Origin of the sequence: Streptomyces macrosporus (assembly GCF_039533145.1) — a bacterium.
GTDB lineage: Bacteria > Actinomycetota > Actinomycetes > Streptomycetales > Streptomycetaceae > Streptomyces > Streptomyces macrosporus.
The window spans coordinates 81,385-104,856 of the sequence record NZ_BAAASZ010000008.1 but is presented as its reverse complement, the minus strand read 5'-3'; the positions used below and the strand labels follow the sequence as shown (position 1 = coordinate 104,856).

Genomic DNA, 23,472 nt, shown 5'->3' with positions numbered 1-23,472 from the left:
GCACGGTGTCCGTGCGTGCCGCCCACCCGTGCGGGACCCCGCCGAGAGGGTCCGGCCCTACGGGGACGTCATCGGAGCCTCGGGCTCCGACGGGCCCGAACCGTCTCCCGACCTGTCGGAGGGGTGATCGGCCTCCCCCTTCCGACCGTCCCCGCCGCTCCCGTCGGTCCGCCGCTCTCTCCGCCCTCGCCGCTCGTGTCGCCGACCGCGATGCCGCGCCGCTTGGAGACGCGGACCGCGACGACGATGATCGCCAGGGCGATGGCCGCGACGACGATCCGCGCCCCGACATGGGCGTCGTCCCCGTGGCCGAGCTGCACCACCGCCGGCGCGATCAACAGCGCCACCAGGTTCATCACCTTCAGCAGCGGGTTGATCGAGGGGCCGGCGGTGTCCTTGAACGGATCGCCGACCGTGTCCCCGATGACGGTGGCGGCGTGGGCCTCGCTGCCCTTGCCGCCGTGCCGGCCGTCCTCGACGAGCTTCTTGGCGTTGTCCCACGCGCCGCCGGAGTTGGCGAGGAAGACCGCCATCAGCGTGCCCACGCCGATGGCTCCGGCGAGGAAGGAGCCGAGCGCGCCCACGCCGAGGGTGAAACCGACGGCGATGGGCGCCATCACGGCCAGCAGGCCGGGGGTGGCCAGCTCGCGCAGCGCGTCCTTGGTGCAGATGTCCACGACGCGGCCGTACTCGGGCTTCTCGGTGTAGTCCATGATTCCGGGCCTCTCACGGAACTGGCGCCGCACCTCGAAGACCACCGAACCGGCCGACCGGGAGACCGCGTTGATCGCCAGCCCGGAGAAGAGGAAGACCACGGAGGCGCCCAGAACGAGGCCGACCAGGTTGTTCGGCTGCGAGATGTCCAGGCTCAGGCCGAGCTCCCCGGCGCGGGCGTTCACGTCCTCCACGGCGGTGGCGATCGCGTCGCGGTAGGAGCCGAAGAGGGCGGAGGCGGCCAGCACCGCGGTGGCGATGGCGATGCCCTTGGTGATGGCCTTGGTGGTGTTGCCCACGGCGTCGAGGTCGGTGAGCACCTGGGCGCCCGCGCCCCGGACGTCGCCGGACATCTCGGCGATGCCCTGGGCGTTGTCGGAGACCGGGCCGAAGGTGTCCATGGCGACGATCACGCCGACGGTGGTGAGCAGGCCGGTGCCGGCCAGGGCGACGGCGAACAGCGCCAGCATGACGGAGGCGCCGCCCAGCAGGAAGGCGCCGTAGACGCCGAGGCCGATCAGCAGGGCCGTGTAGACCGCGGACTCCAGGCCGAGGGAGACCCCGGAGAGGATCACGGTGGCGGGGCCGGTCAGCGACGTCCTGCCGATGTCGCGGACGGGCCTGCGGCCGGTCTCCGTGAAGTAGCCGGTGAGCTGCTGGATCAGCGCGGCGAGCACGATGCCGATGGCGACCGCGATCAGTGCCAGCACCCGCGGGTCGCCGGCGTGGCCGACGATGTCGGGGTCGGTGACGCCGCCGAGCTCGTCGTAGTCGGAGGGCAGGTAGGCGAACGCGGCGACGGCCACCAGGCCCAGCGAGATCACCGCGGAGAGGAAGAAGCCGCGGTTGATGGCGCTCATGCCGCTGCGGTCGGCGCGGCGGGGCGCGACCGCGAAGACGCCGATCACGGCGGTGACGACGCCGATCGCCGGGACGAGCAGGGGGAAGACCAGGCCGAAGTCGCCGAAGGCGGCCGTGCCCAGGATCAGGGCGGCCACCAGGGTGACGGCATAGGACTCGAAGAGGTCGGCCGCCATGCCCGCGCAGTCGCCCACGTTGTCGCCGACGTTGTCCGCGATGGTGGCGGCGTTGCGCGGGTCGTCCTCGGGGATGCCCTGCTCCACCTTGCCGACGAGGTCGGCGCCCACGTCGGCGGCCTTGGTGAAGATGCCGCCGCCGACCCGCATGAACATCGCGATCAGGGCGGCGCCCAGACCGAAGCCCTCCAGCACCTTGGGGGCGTCGGCCGCGTAGACGAGCACCACGACGGCGGCGCCCAGCAGGCCGAGGCCGACGGTGAACATGCCGACGACGCCGCCCGTGCGGAAGGCGAGCTTCATCGCCCGGTGGGAGACCTCGGTCAGGTCCCTCTCGGGCTCGCCCTCGCCGGGGGTCGCCTCCCGCGCGGCGGCGGCGACCCGCACGTTGCTGCGCACCGCGAGCCACATGCCGATATAGCCGGTGGTCGCGGAGAAGCCGGCACCGACCAGGAAGAACACCGAGCGGCCCATTCGCTCGCCCACGCCTTCCGCCGGGAGCAACATCAACAGGAAGAAGACCACGACGGCGAATACGCTCAGAGTGCGCAACTGCCGTGCCAGATAGGCATTCGCGCCCTCCTGCACGGCGGCGGCGATCCTCCGCATGCCTTCGGTGCCCTCGCCCGCCGCGAGCACCTGGCGCACCAGCACCACGGCGACGACCAGAGCCGCCGCGGCGACGAGCGCGACAACCAGGACCAGACCGCGGTTGCCGCTGGTGAGAACGGCCTCGGCGAGCTGTAGCCGACTCTGTGAAAGGAAGGGTTGCCGTGCCATTCGTCCTCCTCGACGTTTGGCACACGGGCGCGCTCGAGCACGCTCGGGCGTCCTGCCGCAAAGATGTCGACGGATTGCGGAAGCGCCCCGTGTCACAACCAGGGTGCGACATTCGCTATTGGTCCGCACCCGCAGAGATCGAATGACGGCGAAAAACAATTCCCCCGGACGGCGAAGATATTCGTCTTCCGCGCCGCGGGGGAAATGATCTCGAAGAATACCGGGCGGTCCCGGAACGGGGTCAGGGCTCGACGGACGCCGAGGTGGTCGGCCAGCTCATCCTGATGAGGCCGCCGTGTCCGTCGGCGGTCACCTCGAGGTCGTCCACCAGACCGCTGATCACCGCGAGCCCCATGTCGCCCTCGTCGTCGATCTCGGTTCCGTCCCCGTCGGAGGAGGAGCCGTGCACCGGACCGTGCGCGGCCCGCGGGGCGTCGTCGCCGACCTCGATGCGGAACGTCTTCTCGTCCTCGCTCAGCGCCACCCGGACCGGCGTCTCCAGACCGTGGCCGATGTGGAGGCCGACCGCCCTGCTGCACGCCTCGCCCACCGCGAGCCGGACCTCGTCGAGGACGGCCTCGTCGACACCGGCCCGACGTGCCACGGCGGCCGCCACCAGACGCGCCGTTCTGACGTGCTCGGGCAGCGGGCTGAAACGCAGTTCGACGGTGGCCATGCCATCCCCCTCGGTAAATACGTGCGGTCACCTGATGACCCGATGCCTGCGGTGGCCAAGGGGTACCGGGCCGGCACACACGTGCGCGCGGCCCGGTACCCCTGATCGCCGCCTTGTGCGGGCTTGTTCCGGCTCGACTTCTCTCGGTCGGCTCAGTCGGTGGCAGCCACGGCCTCGTCGACCGAGGTGTGGATGGGGAACACCTTGGTCAGGCCGGTGATACGGAAGATCTTGAGAATGCGCTCCTGGTTGCAGACCAGGCGCAGCGAGCCCTCGTGGGCACGCACCCGCTTGAGCCCGCCGACGAGCACACCCAGGCCGGTGGAGTCGAGGAAGTCAACGCCCTCCATGTCCACGACCAGGTGGTAGCTGCCGTCGTTCACCAGCTCGACCAGTTGCTCACGCAACTTGGGCGCGGTGTATACATCGATCTCGCCACCCACCGAGACGATCGTGCGATCGCCGACGGTACGGGTCGACAGGGACAGGTCCACGGATCCTCCAGCACCTTGCTATCGAGCGGTCCGCCCCCCTGGGATTCCCCGCCCAGGGCGGGAAGGGGACCTCCCCACCGGTGGTGGAGAGCGTCTCCCCGCCGAGGGTGGGACTGGGCCTCCCCACCGAAGGTAGGGGACGGATCGGCAGCCGCAGAAGCATTCAATCACTTACCCAGGGGCCTGCACGACGCCTTGCGACCATTGTCCGTCGCGCCGGTGACACACTCGATGCCGATGGCCAACGACCACCACGCGACGTCGGCAGACGCACGCCCCTCCCCCTCGTCTCCCCGAGCGGTTCTCCAGAGCCTCGCCGCCGGGGCGGACCGGGCCATGCGCATCACCCATACGGAGCACTTGCCCCCGCGGAACGGTCGTCATGCGGACTGGCCTGGCCAGATTCGGTCGGAAGTAATCGACGCGATCCGGACGGCGGGCATCGACCGCCCGTGGGAGCACCAGGCCCGCACCGCCGAGCACGCCCTGCGGGGCGAATCGGTGGTCATCGCCACCGGCACGGCGTCGGGCAAGTCCCTCGCCTACCTGGCCCCGGTGCTCAGCACCCTGCTGGACGGCGCCGAGGCACCGAACGGACGCGGCGCCACCGCCCTGTACCTCGCCCCGACCAAGGCGCTCGCCGCCGACCAGCGGCGGGCCGTGGGCGAGCTGGCCGCGCCGCTGGGCAGCGCGGTCCGTCCGGCCGTGTACGACGGCGACACCCCGGTCGAGGAGCGCGAGTGGGTGCGGCAGTACGCCAACCTCGTGCTCACCAACCCCGACATGCTGCACCGCGGGATACTCCCCGCCCACCCCCGCTGGTCCTCCTTCCTGCGAGCCCTGCGCTACGTGGTCGTCGACGAGTGCCACACCTACCGCGGGGTGTTCGGCTCCCACGTCGCCCAGGTGCTGCGCCGGCTGCGGCGTGTGTGCGGTCGCTACGGCAGCGCCCCGGTCTTCCTCCTGGCCTCCGCCACCGCGGCCGAACCGGGCGAGGCCGCGACGCGGCTCACCGGCCTGCCCGTCACCGAGATCACCGAGGACGCCTCTCCGCGCGGCGAGATGGTCTTCGCCCTGTGGGAGCCCCCGCTGACGGAGATGCGCGGCGAGCGCGGCGCCCCCGTCCGGCGGACGGCCACCGCCGAGACCGCCGACCTCCTCACCGACCTGGCCGTGCGCGGCGTGCGGACCGTCGCCTTCGTCCGCTCCCGGCGCGGCGCCGAGCTGATCTCGGTGATCGCCCGGGAACGGCTCGCCGAGGTGGACCGCGCCCTGGCCGAACGGGTCGCCGCCTACCGCGGCGGCTATCTGCCCGAGGAGCGCCGCGCCCTGGAACGGGCCCTGCACTCCGGCGACCTCCTCGGCCTGGCCGCCACCACCGCCCTCGAACTGGGCATCGACGTCTCCGGCCTCGACGCCGTCCTGCTGGCCGGCTGGCCCGGCACCCGGGCCTCGCTGTGGCAGCAGGCCGGGCGCGCCGGACGGGCGGGCCAGGGAGCCCTGGCCGTCCTCGTCGCCCGGGACGACCCGCTGGACACCTATCTCGTCCACCACCCCGACGCGATCTTCCGCCGTCCCGTGGAGTCCACCGTCCTGGACCCGGACAACCCCTACGTCCTCGCCCCCCACCTGTGCGCCGCCGCGGCGGAGATCCCCCTCACCGAGGCCGACTTCGCGCTGTTCGGTCCGGCCGTGCCGGAGTTGATGCCGCAGTTGGAGCGGCGCGGACTGCTGCGCCGCCGAGGGACGGGCTGGTACTGGACCCGCCGCGAACGGGCCACCGACCTCACCGACATCCGCGGCCGGGGCGGCAGGCCCGTCCAGGTCGTGGAGGCGGGCACGGGACGGCTGCTGGGCACGGTCGACGCCGCGGCCGCCCACACCACCGTCCACGACGGCGCGGTCCACCTCCACCAGGGCCGCACCTACGTGGTCGAGCGCCTCGACCTGGACGACGCGGTCGCCCTGGTGAAGGAGGCCGGTCCGCCTTGGACCACGATGGCCCGGGACACCACCTCGATCTCCGTCCTGGAGACCGACGCCGAGGTCCCCTGGGGCGAGGCGCGGCTCTGCTTCGGCTCGGTCGAGGTCACCAACCAGGTCGTCTCCTACCTGCGCCGCAAGCTCGTCACCGGCGAGGTGCTCGGCGAGACCAAACTCGACCTGCCGCCGCGCACCCTGCGCACCCGCGCGGTGTGGTGGACGGTCACCGAGGACCAGCTCGACGCCGCCCGGGTGGGCCCGGAGGTGCTGCCCGGGGCCCTGCACGCCGCCGAGCACGCCTCCATCGGCATGCTGCCCCTCTTCGCCACCTGCGACCGCTGGGACATCGGCGGCGTGTCCGTCCCCCTCCACCCCGACACCCTCCTGCCGACCGTCTTCGTCTACGACGGGCACCCCGGCGGCGCCGGCTTCGCCGAGCGCGCCTTCCACACCGCCCACGAATGGCTGACCGCGACCCGCCAGGCCATCGCCGCCTGCGAGTGCGACAGCGGCTGCCCGTCGTGCATCCAGTCGCCCAAGTGCGGCAACGGCAACGACCCCCTGCACAAGAGCGGCGCCGTCCGACTCCTCACCGAGCTGCTGCGGCAGGCCCCGCCCGGGCCCGCACCGCGGCGGCGTACGGACCCGCCCGCACCCGCACCGTGAGGTCGGCGACGAGGTCCCGCACCTGGCAGCGCACCACCCGCGCCCGCTGCGCGGCGGCCACCTCCCGGGCGGCGGCGCACGCCGCCTCCGCGCCCAGGACGGCGCGGTCGGCCGCGGCGAGCGCCGCCGTGTCCGCCGCCGCTCCCGCGCGGTGCCGTGCCGCCACGGCCTGTCCCAGGCCCACCACGCCCACCGCCACCAGGCAGAGCACCACCCCGCACAGGACCGCCCACACCGTGGCCGAGCCCCGCTCCCGGTCATCCCGGTTCCACACGTGCCACCGCCTCCGCCTCCACCTCCACGTCCAGCGGCCCGGGGCCGGCCGCCCGGGCCGTCACCCGGACCCGCACCAGCTCGCCCTCCCGCGCCATCTCCACCCCCGCTCCACGCGGCGCGACCGCCCGCACCGCCTGCCGGATCCTCTCCGGCGGCTCGTCCCGGGCCGCCGCCCGCGCACCCGCGCCCGCCGCGTCCACGCACCGGACCTGCGCGACCATCGCCGTCACGCCCCACAGCAACATCCCGAGCAGAGCCACCAGGGACGGCACCACCACGGCCGTCTCGGCCGTGACGTGGCCGCGCTCCCGCGCCCCCGCTCCGCCCGCCCCGAGAGGCCGCTTCTCAGAAGCCCGCATCGAGCGCCCGCTCGATCAGCCCCCGCATCGCCGTGCTCACCGGACCGCTGGTGACGATCTTGTAGAGCACCGCCGCGAACCCCGCCGCCGCGATCGTGCCCACCGCGTACTCCGCGGTGCTCATCCCGGCCTGCGCGTCCTGGCTCCGCGCCCTGCGCACGACCCGGTCGATCCGCTCCCTCGTCCATCCCCACATGACCCTCTCCTCACTTTCCGCCGTCGTCGTTCCGTCGGTGTCGTTCCGTCGGTGTCGTTCCGTCGTCGTGGTTTCGTCGGCGTGGTTCCGCCGTCTTCGTTCCGTCGTCCTCGCCACGGCCCGCCGTGGCCATCCACGCGGCTCACATCAGCGCCCCCGCCAGGCCGATGACCACCGGGACCACGCCCGCCAGCAGGAAGGCGGGCAGGAAGCACAGGCCCAGTGGCGCCGTGACCAGGACCGCCGCCCGCCGGGCCCGTTCCGTGGCCGCCCTCGCGCGACGGGCCCGGCACTCCGCGGCCAACCGGCCCACCGGTTCCACCGCGGGCACCCCGGTCGTCCCCGCCCGTTCCAGACAGCGCGCCAACCCCGCGGCCCCCGGCACCTCGCCCAGCCGCCCCCAGACGGCCGCCGGGTCGCCGCCGAGCCCGAGTTCGGCCGAGGCCCGCACCAGCCGTTCGCCGAGCGGACCCCCGATCGAGCCGCCCACCGCACCGGCCGCCTCACGCGGCCCCGACCCCGCAGCCAGACAGGCGGCCAGCAGTTCCGCGACGATCGGCACCTGACCGATCAGCCGCGACTCGTCGCCCCCGCCAAGCGATTCGAGGTTTTTGCCCGGATATGCTCTCTTCGTCTGCCCCGGCCGGTCTCCGCGGCCACGCGCGACGCACCTCAGGCCGTACGCCACGGCCATCCCGAGGAGACAGCCGACCACACCGCCGACCAGGACGAACCCCAGCGCCACGACCCCGGACGCCACCGCCGCCTCCCGAACCGGCAACCGCCTCCACACCCCGACCGACCACGAAGTCCTCCGCCCACCGGTTCCGGACCCCGACAGGGCCGCCAGTCGCCGTCTTCGCACCCTCCTCGCCGGCAGCACCGCGTCCACCAGGCACACGGCGACCGGCACGGACAGGGCCGCACAGGTTGTCCACAGCCTGTGGACGACTTCCCCGCTCATCCCCGACCGCCTTCCTCCGCCGTTCGGACGATCCGCGAGACCCAGGCCAATCCGGCCCACTCCAAGAGCCCCGCCGCCACCAGGCAGGCCCATCCGGCCGGACTGTGGAGCAGCACCCGCAGCGGCTGCGCGCCCATGGCACCGCCCAACAGCAGCCCGAAGACCGGCAGCAGCGCCAACACCACCGCCGTGGACCGCGGACCCGCCAACTGGGCGCGCAGTTCCTCCCGTTGGTCGCGTTCCGAGCGCAGGGCCCCGGCCACCCGGTCCAGCCCGTCCGCGAGTCCCGCGCCCCCGTCCACCGCCACCTGCCAGCACGCGGCCATCCCGGTCAGCCCGTCCGCCCCCTCCTGCCGGGCCGCCTGACGCAACGCCCCCGGCACGTCCCCGCCGAAGCGGGCCGCCGCCAGCACCGCCGCCCCACCGTCTCCGAACCCGGGCATGCCGACCGCCAGCAGCGCTCGCTCCGGTGTACGGCCCGCCCGCAGTTCCCCGGCGATCGCCGAGCACAGGTCGATGACGGCCTCCTCCCGCAGCTCCCGCGCGCGCCGCCGCTCCCGCCGCCGCAGCCGGCGTCCGAGCAACGGGACCGCCACGGCGCCCGCCAGCAGTGGCAGCACCGACTCCCCCAACAGCGCCAGCGCCGCGCCGCCCGCCAGACACCACCCCTCACGCCCCCATCGGGCTCCGAGGCGCCGTACGGCCCGGACGACGGCCGCCACCCCCGGCCCTCCGGCGCCACCCCAGCGGGGCACCGGCTCCGCGCCGTCCGCGCACAGCAGCCGCGCCCGGCGCACCCCCTCCCGGGAACCGCCCGTCAGCCGACTCAGCGCGCCCGCGCACACCAGCGCCGCGCACACCGATCCCGCGTACAGCACGCCCGGCTGCCCCTCCGCCGCGATCACAGCGCACCCCCGCTCCGCGCGCACAACCGCTCCAACCGCGGCCAGCCCCGCTCACGGACGAAGCCGTCCGGGCCCCACACCGCGGCGGGCACGGTCGCCACCAGGCCGTACCGGTCCTGCTCCACCACGTGGATCTCGGCGATCCGCCGCCGGCCTCGGCGATCCCGCGCCAGGTGGAGGACCACCGACAGCGCCGCCGCGAGCTGGCTGTGCAGGGCGGCCCTGTCGAGCCCGGCCGTGGTGCCCAGCGCCTCCAGCCGGGCGGGCACGTCGGCCGCCGCGTTGGCGTGCACCGTCCCGCACCCGCCCTCGTGGCCGGTGTTCAGCGCGGCCAGCAGATCCGTGACCTCCGCGCCCCGCACCTCGCCGACCACCAGCCTGTCCGGCCGCATCCGCAGCGCCTGCCGCACCAGATCCCGCAGGGACACCCGACCCGCGCCCTCCTGATTGGCCGGTCTGGTCTCCAGCCGGACCACGTGCGGATGGTCGGGCCGCAGCTCGGCGGAGTCCTCGGCCAGGACGATCCGCTCCCGCGGTCCCACCAGCCCCAGCAGGGTCGACAACAGCGTCGTCTTGCCCGAGCCCGTCCCCCCACTGACCAGGAACGACAGCCGGGCGTCCAGGATCGCCCGCAGCAGCCGGTCGCCGCCGCGCGGCACCGTCCCCGCCGCCACCAGCTCCGGCAGGGCGAAGGCGCGCGGTCTGACCACCCGCAGGGACAGGCACGTACAGCCGACCGCCACCGGTGGCAGCACCGCGTGCAGCCGGGTGCCGTCCGGAAGCCGGGCGTCCACCCAGGGACGGGCGTCGTCCAGCCTCCGTCCCGCCGAGGTCGCCAGCCGCTGGGCCAGCCGGCGGACCGCCGCCGCGTCCGGGAAGCGGACTCCGGTGCGCTCCACCCCGCTGCCCCGGTCCACCCAGACCTCGTCCGGCGCCGTCACCAGCACGTCCGTCACGTCCGGCTCGGCGAGCAGCGGTTCGAGCGGCCCGGCTCCCACCATCTCCGACCGCAGGGCCTCCACCACGCCCAACACCGCGCTGTCCCCGAGCAGCCGGCCCTGGGCCCGCAGCGCCGCCGCGACCCGGGCGGGCGTGGGCTCGGCGCCGGTCTCCGCCAGCCGCAGCCGTACCGCGTCCACCAGCGTCCGCGGGGCCCGGGGCCCGACGGTCGCGCCCTCCGCGCTCGCGCGGGCGTCCGTGCGCGCGCTCATACGGCCACGCTCCCCAGGCCGCCGACGGGCGGAGCCCCGCCGTTCTCGGGCAGCGCCCGTGCCCAGAACTCCGCGCAGAACCGGGCCAGTGGGCCGCGCGCGTCCGCGCCGGGCGGCCGGCCGCCGTCCACCGCCGCCGACAGTCCTCCCTCGGTGGGGACCGCACCGGCGAGCCGCAGCCCGAGCAGCCCCGCGATCTCCGTGCCGTCCAGGCCGCCCGGGCCGCTCCCGGCGGGGCCGCGCACCACCACTCGCAGGTCCCGCAGCACCATGCCCGCCCGGGAGGCCACCCGCTGCGCCGCCGCGACCGCCCGCAACTCGGTGGGGACGACCAGCAGACCGAGGTCGAGTTGGGTCAGCGCCTCGGCGACCGCTTCGTCCAGACGCCGCGGCAGGTCCACCACGACCACCCCGCCGAGGCGTCTGGCCGCGCCCAGCACCGCGCGCACCGCCTCGGGCGGGACGACCGTGCTGTCCCCGCGGTCCCAGCTGAGCACGCGCAGCCCGTGCAGCCTCGGCAGGGACTCCTCCAGCGCCATGCCGCCGACCCGGCCGCGCGACTCGGCGAACGCGGGCCAGCGCAGGCCCTCCGCCCGCTCTCCGCCGAGCAGGATGTCCAGTCCGCCGCCGAGCGGGTCGCCGTCGACGAGCACCGTGCGGTGCCCCGCCCGCGCCGCCGTGACCGCCAGCGCGCACGCCAGGGTGGAGGCCCCGGCGCCGCCCCGGCCGCCCATCACCCCGACGGTCAGCGCCTGCCGTCCGACGCCCTCGGCCGCGTCGGCGATGCGGCCGGTGAGCCACGACTCCCCGTCCGGCAGGAGCACCACGTGCTCCGCGCCGATCCCCATGCCGCGCCGCCAGACGCCGGGGTCGTCCGGATCCCGCCCGACGAGCAGCACCCCGGCCCGGCGGGCGGGCGAGCGCGCCGAGCGGAGCAGCGGCCCGGCCCGATCGTCCCCGACCAGGACCAGCGGAGCGCTCTCCCAGGCCCCGGGACCCGGCGGAATCCCGTGTGCCACTTCCGCCTCGGCTCCCGCCGCCGCGCACAGCCGCAGCAGGTCGTCCAGCAGTTTCTCGTCCTCCGTGACGATCAGGATGCTTTCGGTCACCGTCACCGTCCCCTTCCGGATTCGCACTCTCCAGTTCGCGGAACATCCGCGAACGCCGTGCTCAATCACCGTGCCGGGGATCGGAAAAACGAGATGATCTTGGTCTAAATACGGGGACAACTCGGCAGTTGTGAATAACTTGCCCACCCAAACGGGTGGCTTCCCATGAGCAGCCTGACGGACACGGAGAGTGACCGATCGGGAGAGGCGGGACGCCGGCGCCCCGGAGGGCCGAGGGCGGGGAGAAGAGGGCGCCGGAGGACGCGACATGCCCCCGGACATGCGACGACCCCCGCCGGGGGGGAGAGCGGGGGTCGTCTCCACGGCCGACTCGGGGGGGGAGGAGCCGGACCGGGGTAGCACGGTCGCGAACGATCCGTGACTTCCATGGTGTACCCGAGAGCCTTCTCAGGCAAACCCACGCGCCCCACCTTACGCCGAATGGCGGGCGCATATGCTCACCCCCGTGGAAAACCACTCGCTGCCGCGCACCGCAGCCTTCTTCGACCTGGACAAGACGGTCATTGCGAAGTCGAGCACGCTCACCTTCGGCAAGTCCTTCTACCAGGGCGGCCTGATCAATCGGCGTGCCGCTCTCCGCACCGCCTACACGCAGTTCGTGTACCTCGTGGGCGGCGCCGACCACGACCAGATGGAGCGGATGCGCGCCTACCTGTCCGAACTGTGCCGCGGCTGGAACGTCCAGCAGGTCAAGGAGATCGTCGCCGAGACGATCCACGAACTCATCGACCCGATCATCTACGACGAGGCCGCGTCCCTCATCGAGGAACACCACCTCGCCGGCCGCGACGTCGTGATCGTGAGCACCTCCGGCGCCGAGGTGGTCGAGCCGATCGGCGAGCTGATCGGCGCGGACCGCGTCGTGGCGACCCGCATGGTCGTCGAGGACGGCTGCTACACGGGCGAGGTGGAGTACTACGCCTACGGCCCGACCAAGGCGGAGGCGGTGCGCGAGCTGGCGGAGTCCGAGGGGTACGACCTCTCCCGCTGCTACGCCTACAGCGACTCGGTCACCGACATACCGATGCTGGAGGCGGTCGGCCACCCGCACGCCGTCAACCCCGACCGGGCGCTGCGCCGGGAGGCGCTGGCCCGGGACTGGCCGATCCTCACCTTCCAGCGCCCGGTCCGCCTCAAGCAGCGGCTGCCCGCGCTCTCCATGCCCCAGCGGCCTGCCCTGGCCGCCGCGGTGGCGGTCGGCGCCGCGGCGGCCACCGCCGGCCTGGTGTGGTACGCGAGCCGGAGACGCGCCCGATTCGATGCCGTATAGGAGCACTTGAAGGGAAAAGTAAATTCTGCGGCGAGGTGTTCCGCTTCTCCCCTCGGCGCAGTACAAAGGAACCAGAAGGCCCGCGAGACCTGAACCGAATCGAATCCGAGAGGAAGTCCGGTACAGACAAAGGCCCCACGGACCTGTACATGGAAACCGGGAACCCACGCGCAGCAGACCCGCGATCGGGCCAGCCGCATCGGAGTCGGGCGAAGTCCCCCCCGATGTTCCGGCAGATACCGTGCACGCTTGGTACCCCGGTGGACATGCCAGCGGCGGCACCGGCTCCACGCCGGTGCCGCCGCATCTCGTCGTACGGCCGCTCGTATGACCGCGGCGTCCGCACCGTCCGCGCCGCCCGCCCCCTCCCCCGCGGGCCGCAGAGCCGCGAGAGGGACGGGCCGCGCACGGGGCCGGAAGGTCAGGCCGCCCCTCGCTGCAGGGCCTCACAGACGGCCGTGCTCTCGCGCGCGCCCAACTCCACCGCCCGGCCGCAGTGGGCGATCCACTCGGCCATGCCCTCCGGGGTGCCCGAGACGTACCCCCCCAGGGCGCGGACGTAGCCCTCGTCGCCCTGTTCGGCGTGGCCGACCTCCGCGGGGCAGATGGACTTCGGGTCCAGGCCGCTGCCGACCAGGACGATCCGTTCCGCCGCCCGGGCGACCAGGCCGTTGTACGTGCCGAAGGGACGCAGGGCCATCAGTTCGCCGTGCACCACGGCCGCCACGACGAGCGCGGGCGCGGAGGTGCCGGCCACGACGAGCTGGGCCAGGCCGTCCAGCCGGGCCGAGACCTCGTCGGCGTCCAGCAGCGGGAACCCTTCGAGCAGCGGCTCCGTCACCGGCTCGCCCGCCAGCCGCGGCCGGCCCACCGGTTCGCCTCCGGACCGCACCGAGGTCGTGTCCCGCACGTCGCCGCCCGCCGCCACCAGGTGCAGCCGGGCCAGGACCCGCAGCGGCGACTGCCGCCACACGTCCAGCAGTTGTCCGGCCTCCGCCGTCACCCGCAGCGCCGCGCCGACCGTGCGCGCCTCGGCGTCCGCCCCGAAGTCGCTGCGGCGGCGCACCTCCTCCAGCGGCCAGTCGGCCCCGCCGAGCGCCGCGGAGGACCGGGCGCCGCGCAGCACCGCCTCCGCGGTGACCTCGCTGCTGCGGCGCCGCATCACCCGGTGTCCGTACACCCGGTCCACGGCTCCGCGCACCGATTCGACGGAGTCGGCGACACCGGGCAGCGCGCCCAGCGCGGCAAGGGGATCAGCAGTCGTAGGCATGCCTAGACCCTACGCACCCCCGAACGACGGCCATGCCCCACGTTCGAGTGGTCTTCTTCACGTGAAGCGGCCTCGCGCCCCGGACGTCCGGCTACGCTTCCGGTTATGAAAATCGCTTTCGTTGGAAAGGGCGGCAGCGGCAAGACGACGCTGTCCTCGCTGTTCGTCCGTCATCTCGCCGCCCACCGCGTCCCCGTCGTCGCCGTGGACGCCGACATCAACCAGCACCTGGGGGTCGCGCTGGGGCTGGACGAGGCGGAGGCGGCCGCCCTGCCCGCGATGGGCGCCCATCTGCCGCTGATCAAGGAGTACCTGCGCGGCACCAATCCGCGGATCGCCTCCGTCGAGACGATGATCAAGACGACCCCGCCGGGCGAGGGCTCCCGGCTGCTGCGGATCACCGAGGACAACCCCGTCCACGACGCCTGCGCCCGACGCGTCCGGCTCGACGGCGGCGAGGCACGGCTGATGGCCACCGGCCCCTTCACCGAGGCCGACCTGGGCGTGGCCTGCTACCACTCCAAGGTCGGCGCCGTGGAGCTGTACCTCAATCACCTGGTCGACGGGCGCGGGGAGTTCGTGGTCGTCGACATGACGGCGGGCTCCGACTCCTTCGCCTCCGGGATGTTCACGCGCTTCGACATGACGTTCCTGGTGGCCGAGCCGACCCGCAAGGGCGTGGCGGTCTACCGACAGTACAAGGAGTACGCCCGCGACTGGGGCATCTCCCTGCGCGTGATCGGCAACAAGGTGCGCGGCGAGGACGACCTGGACTTCCTGCGCGCGGAGACCGGTGACGACCTGTTGGTGACCGTCGGGGACTCCGCCTGGGTGCGCGCGATGGAGAAGGGGCGCCCCCGGCCCTTCGTGGAGTTGGAGGACGCCAACCTCGAGGCGCTGCGCACGATGTACGAGGCGGCGGACGCGTCGTACGAGCTGCGCGACTGGGAGCGCTACACCCGGCAGATGGTGCACTTCCACCTGAGGAACGCCGAGAGTTGGGGCAACGCGAGGACGGGCGCCGACCTGGCCGCCCAGATCGACCCCTCCTTCGTCCTGGGCGAGGAGCCGGCCCCCGCGCCCCAGCCCGCCTGACCCCGCCGGCCGCGCCGCGCCGGAGTCCGTCCGGGGCTCCGGCGCGGCGTGTGACGGACGGGGCGGTGGCCCCACCGGATCACCCGGACGGATCACCCCGGCGGATCAATCGGGCGGGGCGGATCGGTCGGGCCGTCCGCAGCGGCTCACGCCGGTTGCCGCGCGGGGTGCCGCGCGCCGGGGCCGGCCGAGGAGGACGGCGGCGCGGTCGAGGGCGTCGAGGGCGCGGCCAGGAAGTCCTTCCACCCGCCCTCCGGGGCCTGTCCCACCTCCAGGGTGCGCAGCTTCTCCAGGGTGGCCGGGTCCTGCTCGTCGAGCCAGTCCACGAGCTGCCGGAAGGAGACGCAGTGGACGTCCTTCTTCGGGCAGACCTCCTTGATAACGTCCTCGACGGCCTTCATGTAGACGCCGCCGTTCCAGTCCTCGAAGTGGTTCCCGACGATCATCGGTGCCCGGTTGCCGTTGTACGCCCGGTCGAAGCCCAGCAGCAGGCCGTCGCGCATCTGGCGTCCCCACGCGGCACGCTGCGACGGGTCGCCGTTGACGGTTCCCGACTGGTTGGCGAGGAAGTTGTAGTCCATCGAGAGCGTCTCGAAGGAGCGGCCGGGCATCGGGACCTCCTGGAGCGGGAGGTCCCACAGCCCACCCTCCTTGTCGGGCCAGACCTGGGTGCCGCTGCCGGAGGAGTCGTAGCGGAAGCCCATCTCCCGGGCGGCCGGCAGCAGGTTCGCCCGGCCCTCCAGGCAGGGGGCGCGGCCGCCGACCAGTTCCTTGTCGTAGTCGAAGGGGAGCGGCTCCTCGCTCGTCCAGCCGGTCGTGGTCTTCCAGTTCCGCACGAACCACTTGGCCTGCTCGATCTCGCTCTTCCACTGCTCGGTCGTCCAGGTGCCGACGCCGGCCGGCCCGCAGAAGTGACCGTTGAAGTGGGTGCCTATCTCGCTGCCGTCGAGCCAGGCGCCGCGCAGCTGCTCCAGCGTGGCCCTGACGTTCTCGTCCTCGAGGTAGCCGATGTCGGAGGCGCCGGGCGAGCGGCCGGGCGGGACGTAGCGGTAGGCCTCCGACTCGGGGAGGACGTAGACGCCGCTGAGGAAGTACGTCATGTGGGCGTCGTACTCCCTGCCCACCCGGCGGAAGCGGGAGAAGAGCCTCTTGTCGTCCTCGCCGGCACCGTCCCAGGAGAAGACGACGAACTGCGGGGGCTTCCGGCCGGCTTCGAGCCGTTCGAACTAGGGTTGGTTGGGTTGGGCGCCTATGGACGCGGTGGAGCCGTCGCCTATGAGTCTTGCCCTGGCCGCCCGGCTCTCCCGTCGCCCGTCCTTGTTGGCCTTGTCCCCCCTGCCGCCCTCCGGCGTGGCCGGGGCGATCGAGCAACCGGCCGCCAGCACGACCAGTGCGGCCGCTCCCGCGACGCTTCTGGTCAACCTCCCTGTGGCTCCCATGAGTTCCACCTCACCACTTCTGTGCGTGTACGACCGATGTGTTCGGCCTGCGACCAACCTCACACGCACCGTGAGAGGCGCAAGTGCGACAAGTGGCTCCCCTGACTTTTTCACCCCCAAGCGTGAATAGTGGACCCGTTTGCCCGACTCCCCTTCCAAGGTCCTTTACGCGACATTACGATTCGTTTACCAAAACTTTTAGTAGCCAACTTCATACGGACCGTGACGGATCTCTGTGACGGAGACGGATATGTCCGCCTGCGCCCCCTCTCGCTCCTCTGACGCCGACCCCACCGGTCGTACCGGCCGGTCCGCCCCCTCGGCCCGCGCCCGCCGGGCCGGAGACGACCCACGCCGCTTCCGGTACGGGAACGGCCCCCGAGGCGCCCTGTCCGCCGACCTCTCGGCCTCCGTGGCCGTCTTCCTCATCGCCCTGCCGCTCTCCCTGGGCATCGCGCTGGCCACCGGCGCGCCCCTCCAGGCGGGACTGGTCGCCGCCGCCGTCGGCGGCATCGTCGCCGGACGGTTCGGCGGCGCGCCCCTCCAGGTCAGCGGCCCGGCCGCGGGCCTGACGGTGGTCGTCGCCGAACTGATCCAGCGCTACGGATGGCGCACCACGTGCGCCATCACGGTGCTCGCCGGCCTCGCCCAGCTCGGGCTCTCCGCGCTGCGGACGGCCCGCTCCGCGCTGATGATCAGCCCCGCGATCGTGCACGGCATGGTGGCGGGCATCGGTGTGACGATCGCCCTCGCCCAGCTGCACATCGTGCTCGGCGGAAGCCCGGAGAGCTCCGCCGTCGCCAATGTGCTGGCCCTTCCCGGCCAACTGTCCGACCCGCGTCCCGCCGCCCTGTCCGTGGGCGTCCTCACGGTGGTCGTCGCCCTGCTGTGGCCACGGCTGCCCGGCCGGGCGGGCGCCCTGGCCCGCAAGGTGTTCCCCCCCGCCTTGGCGGCGGTGGCGCTGGCGACGGCGATGGCGGCCCTCGCCGGCCTGCGGCTGCCCCGCGTGGACCTGCCGTCCTGGCACAGCCACGCCCTGCCCTCGCTGCCCGAGGGGCCGGTCCTGGGGCTGTTCGCCGCCGTGCTGACCGTCACCCTGGTCGCCAGTGTGGAATCGCTGCTGTCCGCGATGGCCTCCGACAAGCTGGCCGTCGCCCGCACCCTCCCGGAGCACCTGGCCGGGGTCAGGGTCCCGCGCGCCGACCTGGACCGGGAGCTGCGCGGGCAGGGCCTGGCCAACATGGTCTCCGGAGCCCTGGGCGGGCTGGCGGTCACCGGAGTGGCGGTGCGCACCGCGGCGAACATCCAGGCCGGCGCGGTCAGCCGGAACTCCACCGTCCTGCACGGGGTGTGGGTGCTGCTCGCCGCCGGACTGCTGGTGGGCGTGCTGGAGCTGATCCCGCTGGCCGCCCTCGCCGCCCTGGTGATGGTGGTCGGCGTGCAGATGGTCAAGATCGTCCACATCCGCAGCGTCACCCGCCACCGCGAGGTGCTGGTGTACGTCGCGACGGCGGCGGGCGTGGTGCTGTTCGGCGTTCTCGAAGGGGTGGGGATCGGCATCGTCGTCGCCGTCGCCGTCGCGCTGCACCGCCTGGCCCACACCCGGATCGCCTGCGAGACCGACGCGGAGGACGGAACCCACCGGGTACGGGTGCGCGGCCAGCTGACGTTCCTCGCGGTGCCGCGGCTGAGCCGGGCCCTGGGCCGGGTGCCCGAGGGGAGCCGGGTGGTGGTCGAGCTGGGCGGCTCCTTCATGGACCACGCCGCGTACGAGACCCTGCGGGACTGGGAGACCTCCCACACGGCGCACGGCGGCAGCGTGGAGATCACCGGTCGTTCGGCGCCCTGCGTGCAGGAGCCCGCGTCCTCGCACGGCTGCACTCCGTGGACCCCTTGGCGCAACCACCAGTGCACCAGGCCGCACGCCGACTCCGGCGGGCGTCCCGACCGGGACCAGCTCCTGGGCGGCGTGCGCAACTTCCAGCGCGCCACCGCGCCCCTGGTCCGCGAGGAGCTGGCGCGCCTGGCCCGGGAGGGGCAGCGGCCCTCGCAGCTCTTCCTCACCTGCGCCGACTCGCGGCTGGTCACCAGCATGATCACTTCGAGCGGGCCCGGCGACCTCTTCACCGTGCGGAACGTGGGCAATCTGGTGCCGCCGCCCGGCGCCGAGGTGAACGACGACTCGGTGGGGGCGGCGATCGAGTACGCCGTCGAGGTGCTGCGCGTGCGGTCGATCACCGTCTGCGGGCACTCCGGCTGCGGCGCGATGCAGGCGCTGCACGACTCCGGGCCGGAGGGCTCCGCCACCCCCCTGAACCGCTGGCTGAGTCACGGCCGTCCCAGCCTGGAACGGCTGGCCGCACGGCGCGGTACGGGCCCGCGCATCGCGGACCACGGCCCCGTACCGCGCGAGGTCGACGAGCTGGAGGCCCTGTGCCTGGCCAACGTGGTGCAGCAGTTGGAGCACCTGCGGGCCCATCCGTGTGTGGCCCGGCGGCTGGCCGAGGGGTCGCTGGAACTGCACGGTATGTACTTCCACGTCGGCGAGGCCCAGGCGTACGTCCTGGACGACACGGGCGACGGGGACGGCGGGGAGGGCCCGGTCTTCACCCCCGTACGGCCCGATGTGGCGGTGGCCTGAAGCCACGGTCGGGCGAGCGGGCGACCGCGGTCCGAAGGGGTGGAACCATGCCGTTCGACCGCTCGTCGCCCGCTCGCCGACACACGCCGACCCCTCGCCGCAAAAGGTCTACACCACCTGGCAGACAAGTCTTGTCAGGCGGCACACGGCCTGATGAGCTATGACGTGGGACACAGCAGACACCCTGGGAAAGGGAGATGTCGTGAGCAACGAAAGCCTGGCCAACCTGCTCAAGGAGGAACGGAGGTTCGCGCCCCCCGCCGAGCTGGCAGCGAACGCCAACGTCACCGCGGAGGCGTACGAACGGGCGAAAGCGGACCGGCTGGGCTTCTGGGCCGAGCAGGCCCGTCGGCTGACGTGGGAGACGGAGCCGACCGAGACGCTGGACTGGTCCAACCCGCCGTTCGCCAAGTGGTTCAAGGACGGCCGCCTCAACGTGGCCTACAACTGCGTCGACCGCCACGTCGAGGCGGGCCTCGGCGACCGGGTCGCCATCCACTTCGAGGGCGAGCCCGGCGACACCCGCGCCATCACCTACGCCGACCTGCAGCGTGAGGTCTCCAAGGCCGCCAACGCCCTCACCGAGCTGGGCGTCCAGGCAGGCGACCGGGTCGCGATCTACATGCCGATGATCCCCGAGACGGTCGTGGCGATGCTGGCCTGCGCCCGCATCGGCGCCCCGCACTCGCTGGTCTTCGGCGGCTTCTCCGCCGACGCGCTGGCCGCCCGCATCCAGGACGCGGACGCCCGGGTCGTCATCACCTCCGACGGCGGCTACCGGCGCGGCAAGCCCAGCGCGCTCAAGCCCGCGGTGGACGAGGCCCTGACCCGGCCGGGCACCGAGAACGTGCGCACCGTCCTGGTCGTCCGCCGCACCGGCGAGGAGACCCCCTGGACCGAGGGCCGGGACGTGTGGTGGCACGAGCTGGTGGACCGCCAGTCCGAGCAGCACACCCCGCAGGCGTTCGAGGCCGAGCACCCGCTGTTCATCCTCTACACCTCCGGCACGACGGGTAAGCCCAAGGGCATCCTCCACACCTCCGGCGGCTACCTCACCCAGGCGTCCTACACCCACCACGCCGTCTTCGACCTCAAGCCGGAGACGGACGTCTACTGGTGCACCGCCGACGTCGGCTGGGTCACCGGCCACTCGTACATCGTCTACGGGCCGCTGGCCAACGGCGCCACCCAGGTGATGTACGAGGGCACCCCGGACACCCCGCACAAGGGCCGCTGGTGGGAGATCGTCGAGAAGTACAAGGTCACGCTCCTCTACACCGCCCCGACGGCCATCCGCACCTGCATGAAGTGGGGCGACGACATCCCGGCGAAGTTCGACCTGTCCTCGCTGCGCGTGCTGGGCTCGGTCGGCGAGCCGATCAACCCCGAGGCGTGGATCTGGTACCGCCACCACATCGGCGGCGACCGCACCCCGGTGGTGGACACCTGGTGGCAGACCGAGACCGGCGCCATCATGATCAGCCCGCTGCCGGGCGTCACCGAGGCCAAGCCCGGCTCGGCGCAGGTGCCGCTGCCCGGCATCTCGGCGACCGTCGTGGACGACGAGGGCCACGAGGTCCCCAACGGCTCGGGCGGCTACCTCGTCCTGACCGAGCCGTGGCCGTCGATGCTGCGGACGGTCTGGGGCGACGACCAGCGGTACCTGGACACCTACTGGTCGCGCTTCAAGGACCGCTACTTCGCGGGCGACGGCGCCAAGAAGGACGACGACGGCGACATCTGGCTGCTGGGCCGGGTGGACGACGTGATGCTGGTCTCCGGCCACAACATCTCCACCACCGAGGTCGAGTCCGCGCTCGTCTCCCACCCGAAGGTCGCCGAGGCCGCGGTCGTCGGCGCCACCGACCCGCAGACCACCCAGGCCATCTGCGCCTTCGTCATCCTGCGCGGCAACGCCGCCGAGGACGAGAACCTCGTCGAGGAGCTGCGCGCCCACGTCGCCAAGCACCTCGGCCCGATCGCCAAGCCCAAGCGCATCCTGCCGGTGGACGAGCTGCCCAAGACCCGCTCCGGCAAGATCATGCGGCGTCTGCTGCGCGACGTCGCCGAGAACCGGGCGCTGGGCGACGTCACCACCCTCACCGACTCCACGGTGATGGACCTCATCCAGGCCAAGCTGCCGGGCGCCGCCTCCAGCGAGGACTGAACCGGCGAGGGACCGAACCGGCGAGGACCGGGCGCGGCCCGAACGGGCAGCCCCCGGCGCCGCCGGCACACGAGGGACGCAGGGGCGTCCGACCACCGTCGACACGGTGGCCGGGCGCCCCTGCCCTCGTTGTGGTGCCCTCGTTGTGGCGGGACGACGAGGCGGGCGGACGGCGGGCCGGAACGGCGTGAGAGACGTGAGATACACCTCGGCCGGGCACCGACGGCTCGCCGCCGCGACGCCGGGGACCGCGGTCCGGCATGATCTGAGCCATTCGGTAGCCGAGGACGGGAGGAAGCAAGCGATGAGCGCAGCCGACGACGGCCGCAGCATCGGCCAGTTGGTCGCCGCGGCCACGACCGAGCTGTCCGCGCTGGTGCACGAGGAGATCGCACTGGCCAAGGCCGAATTGCGGCAGGACGTCAAACGGGGCGTGATCGGCAGCGGAGCCGCCATCGCGGCGGGGGTGCTGCTGCTCTTCTCGCTGCCCGTGTTCAGCTTCGCCGCGGCGTACGGCATCCACAACCTGGGACTCGGGCTCGCCTGGTCCTTCACCATCGTGGGCGGCGTGTACCTGGTGATCGCGGCCGTCCTCCTGCTGCTGGCCAAGGTCAAGCTCTCCAAGGTCAAGCCGCCGCGGCGCTCGATCGCCTCGGCCAAGGAGTCGGCGGCCCTGCTGTCGAGCGTCAAGCCGCACCCGCGAGCCGTCCCGAGGGGGAGGACGGAGTCCCAGGCCATCGAGAACATGTCACGCTCTTCCGCATGACCGACAACACGGGCACGACAGGCATGACAGGCACGCCCCCCGGCTCCCCCTCGTCCGTCGTGCGGAGGGACGGCCCCTGGACGCACCGGGACGTCGCGGCCAACGGCGCTCGCTTCCACATCGCCGAGATGGGCGACGGCCCGCTGGTGCTGCTGCTGCACGGCTTCCCGCAGTTCTGGTGGACCTGGCGGCACCAGCTGCCCGCCCTGGCCGGGGCCGGCTACCGCGCCGTCGCGATGGACCTGCGGGGCGTGGGCGGCAGCGACCGCACGCCCCGGGGGTACGACCCGGCGAACCTCGCCCTCGACGTCACCGGCGTGATCCGCTCGCTGGGCGAGCCGGACGCGGCGCTGGTCGGGCACGACCTGGGCGGCTACCTGGCGTGGACGGCGGCGGTGATGCGTCCGAAGCTGATCCGGCGCCTGGCCGTGGTCTCGATGCCGCACCCGCGCCGCTGGCGCGCGGCGATGCTGGGCGACCCGCGGCAGACGGCGGCCGGCTCGTACGTCTGGGGCTTCCAGAGCCCCTTCGTCCCCGAGCGTCGGCTGGTGGCGGACGGCGGGGAGCTGGTCGGCCGTCTGCTGCGGGAGTGGTCCGGACCCCGGCCGCCGGAGGACGACGCGGTCGAGGTGTACCGGCAGGCGATGTGCATCCCCTCCACCGCGCACTGCTCGATCGAGCCGTACCGCTGGATGGTCCGGTCGCTGGCGCGGTTGGACGGCTTCCAGTTCAACCGGCGCATGAAGCGCCCGGTCCGCGTCCCCACCCTCCATCTGCACGGCTCCCTCGACCCGGTGATGCGCACCCGCAGCGCGGCGGGTTCGGGCGAGTACGTGGAGGCCCCGTACCGCTGGCGGCTCTTCGACGGGCTCGGCCACTTCCCCCACGAGGAGGATCCGGAGGCGTTCACCAAGGAGCTGATCGACTGGCTCAAGGACCCCGAACCGGACCGCTAGGGACCACCGGCGGGGGCCCGGCCGGGGGACCGGGCCCCGGAAAAAGGCCCGGAGAAAAAACCCGGAGGGAGCCCGGAAAAAGACGGCCCTCGCGCAGGGAATTCGAACACATGGACCGAGGAACCGGTCGACTCGCTCACGTCCCCGAACCGGGCCGATGATATGCGCACGTGACGCGCGCATAGGCCAATTGACGGACCATTGGGCGATTACCGACCTTGGGGCCCGGGCAGAGTCCGGGGTATGGGCTGGACGCACGACTACCGTGACGTGTCACGCGACATCCGGGAACAGAGCAGCGCGCGGGGCGCCTCCCCGCGCCCCCCACGGGACCACCGCGATCTCCGCGACCCCCGACTCGGCATTCCGCACATCCTGCGCCGCCGCGCCCGTTGGGTCGGCGCGCGGCTGCGGCATCCGCGCGACTGACGCCGCCGCCCCGCCGTCACGGCACCGAAGCGGCACCGAAGCGGCACG

Annotated in this window: 19 protein-coding genes and 1 pseudogene; 8 read left to right on the top strand and 12 right to left on the bottom strand. The window is 73.2% G+C overall.

The window, feature by feature from the left end; genetic code table 11:
* Positions 1-68: 68 nt before the first annotated feature.
* The 3 genes from ABD335_RS05610 to bldG form a co-directional block, all read right to left on the bottom strand.
* Positions 69-2,531: a sodium-translocating pyrophosphatase gene (locus ABD335_RS05610; RefSeq protein ID WP_344320952.1), complete on the bottom strand. Its 2,463-nt coding sequence runs from the start codon at positions 2,529-2,531 to the stop codon at positions 69-71.
* Between the two features lie 241 nt (positions 2,532-2,772).
* Positions 2,773-3,207 (bottom strand): ATP-binding protein, encoded by a 435-nt coding sequence (locus ABD335_RS05605; protein WP_344320951.1) that lies wholly within the window; start codon positions 3,205-3,207, stop codon positions 2,773-2,775.
* Positions 3,208-3,359: 152 nt separating this feature from the next.
* Entirely contained in the window at positions 3,360-3,701 is a 342-nt protein-coding gene (gene bldG, locus ABD335_RS05600) for an anti-sigma factor antagonist BldG (protein ID WP_093657489.1), read from the bottom strand.
* A gap of 336 nt (positions 3,702-4,037) precedes the next feature.
* Here bldG and ABD335_RS05595 point away from each other — a divergent pair, with 336 nt between their 5' ends.
* Positions 4,038-6,350, top strand: a complete 2,313-nt coding sequence (locus ABD335_RS05595) for a DEAD/DEAH box helicase (protein WP_344320950.1) — start codon at positions 4,038-4,040, stop codon at positions 6,348-6,350.
* Here the strand turns inward: ABD335_RS05595 and ABD335_RS05590 are convergent.
* The 7 genes from ABD335_RS05590 to ssd form a co-directional block, all read right to left on the bottom strand.
* The gene (locus tag ABD335_RS05590) at positions 6,274-6,624 is read right to left on the bottom strand and encodes an Rv3654c family TadE-like protein (protein WP_344320949.1); all 351 of its coding nucleotides are present in this window, start codon (positions 6,622-6,624) and stop codon (positions 6,274-6,276) included. The genes ABD335_RS05595 and ABD335_RS05590 overlap by 77 nt on opposite strands.
* Complete coding sequence (locus ABD335_RS05585) at positions 6,608-6,985, bottom strand: TadE family type IV pilus minor pilin (protein ID WP_344320948.1); 378 nt, start codon at positions 6,983-6,985, stop codon at positions 6,608-6,610. Before ABD335_RS05585 ends, ABD335_RS05590 begins: the two co-directional genes overlap by 17 nt.
* Positions 6,972-7,181 carry a DUF4244 domain-containing protein gene (locus ABD335_RS05580; RefSeq protein ID WP_344320947.1) on the bottom strand — a complete coding sequence of 70 codons (210 nt, stop codon included), beginning with the start codon at positions 7,179-7,181 and terminating at the stop codon, positions 6,972-6,974. Before ABD335_RS05580 ends, ABD335_RS05585 begins: the two co-directional genes overlap by 14 nt.
* Before the next feature lie 142 nt (positions 7,182-7,323).
* Positions 7,324-7,941, bottom strand: coding sequence for a type II secretion system F family protein (locus ABD335_RS05575; protein ID WP_344320946.1), 618 nt, complete (start codon positions 7,939-7,941; stop codon positions 7,324-7,326).
* Positions 7,942-8,141: 200 nt separating this feature from the next.
* Entirely contained in the window at positions 8,142-9,050 is a 909-nt protein-coding gene (locus ABD335_RS05570; protein ID WP_344320945.1) for a type II secretion system F family protein, read from the bottom strand.
* The gene (locus tag ABD335_RS05565) at positions 9,047-10,261 is read right to left on the bottom strand and encodes a TadA family conjugal transfer-associated ATPase (RefSeq protein ID WP_344320944.1); all 1,215 of its coding nucleotides are present in this window, start codon (positions 10,259-10,261) and stop codon (positions 9,047-9,049) included. The genes ABD335_RS05570 and ABD335_RS05565 overlap by 4 nt, the downstream gene beginning before the upstream one ends.
* Positions 10,258-11,370, bottom strand: coding sequence for a septum site-determining protein Ssd (ssd, locus tag ABD335_RS05560; RefSeq protein ID WP_344320943.1), 1,113 nt, complete (start codon positions 11,368-11,370; stop codon positions 10,258-10,260). The genes ABD335_RS05565 and ssd overlap by 4 nt, the downstream gene beginning before the upstream one ends.
* Positions 11,371-11,824: 454 nt before the next feature.
* On the opposite strand from ssd, the gene ABD335_RS05555 reads away from it, so the two are divergent.
* Positions 11,825-12,661 carry an HAD family hydrolase gene (locus tag ABD335_RS05555; protein WP_344320942.1) on the top strand — a complete coding sequence of 279 codons (837 nt, stop codon included), beginning with the start codon at positions 11,825-11,827 and terminating at the stop codon, positions 12,659-12,661.
* 421 nt (positions 12,662-13,082) lie between these two features.
* On the opposite strand, the gene ABD335_RS05550 is transcribed toward ABD335_RS05555, so the two are convergent.
* The gene (locus ABD335_RS05550; RefSeq protein WP_344320941.1) at positions 13,083-13,931 is read right to left on the bottom strand and encodes a Fic family protein; all 849 of its coding nucleotides are present in this window, start codon (positions 13,929-13,931) and stop codon (positions 13,083-13,085) included.
* Between the two features lie 105 nt (positions 13,932-14,036).
* Here ABD335_RS05550 and ABD335_RS05545 point away from each other — a divergent pair, with 105 nt between their 5' ends.
* Complete coding sequence (locus tag ABD335_RS05545; protein ID WP_344320940.1) at positions 14,037-15,026, top strand: ATP-binding protein; 990 nt, start codon at positions 14,037-14,039, stop codon at positions 15,024-15,026.
* 146 nt (positions 15,027-15,172) lie between these two features.
* Here ABD335_RS05545 and ABD335_RS05540 read toward each other — a convergent pair.
* A pseudogene (locus ABD335_RS05540) lies at positions 15,173-16,465 on the bottom strand (polysaccharide deacetylase family protein).
* Positions 16,466-16,715: 250 nt separating this feature from the next.
* Between ABD335_RS05540 and ABD335_RS05535 the strand changes: the two are divergent.
* The 5 genes from ABD335_RS05535 (at position 16,716) to ABD335_RS05515 (ending at position 23,424) form a co-directional block, all read left to right on the top strand.
* The gene (locus tag ABD335_RS05535) at positions 16,716-19,106 is read left to right on the top strand and encodes a bifunctional SulP family inorganic anion transporter/carbonic anhydrase (RefSeq protein ID WP_344320939.1); all 2,391 of its coding nucleotides are present in this window, start codon (positions 16,716-16,718) and stop codon (positions 19,104-19,106) included.
* Between the two features lie 202 nt (positions 19,107-19,308).
* Positions 19,309-21,273 carry an acetate--CoA ligase gene (gene acs, locus ABD335_RS05530; protein WP_344320938.1) on the top strand — a complete coding sequence of 655 codons (1,965 nt, stop codon included), beginning with the start codon at positions 19,309-19,311 and terminating at the stop codon, positions 21,271-21,273.
* A gap of 304 nt (positions 21,274-21,577) precedes the next feature.
* Positions 21,578-22,039 carry a phage holin family protein gene (locus ABD335_RS05525; RefSeq protein WP_344320937.1) on the top strand — a complete coding sequence of 154 codons (462 nt, stop codon included), beginning with the start codon at positions 21,578-21,580 and terminating at the stop codon, positions 22,037-22,039.
* Positions 22,040-22,062: 23 nt separating this feature from the next.
* The gene (locus ABD335_RS05520) at positions 22,063-22,995 is read left to right on the top strand and encodes an alpha/beta fold hydrolase (protein ID WP_344321085.1); all 933 of its coding nucleotides are present in this window, start codon (positions 22,063-22,065) and stop codon (positions 22,993-22,995) included.
* A gap of 243 nt (positions 22,996-23,238) precedes the next feature.
* The gene (locus ABD335_RS05515; RefSeq protein ID WP_344320936.1) at positions 23,239-23,424 is read left to right on the top strand and encodes a hypothetical protein; all 186 of its coding nucleotides are present in this window, start codon (positions 23,239-23,241) and stop codon (positions 23,422-23,424) included.
* Positions 23,425-23,472: the final 48 nt, after the last annotated feature.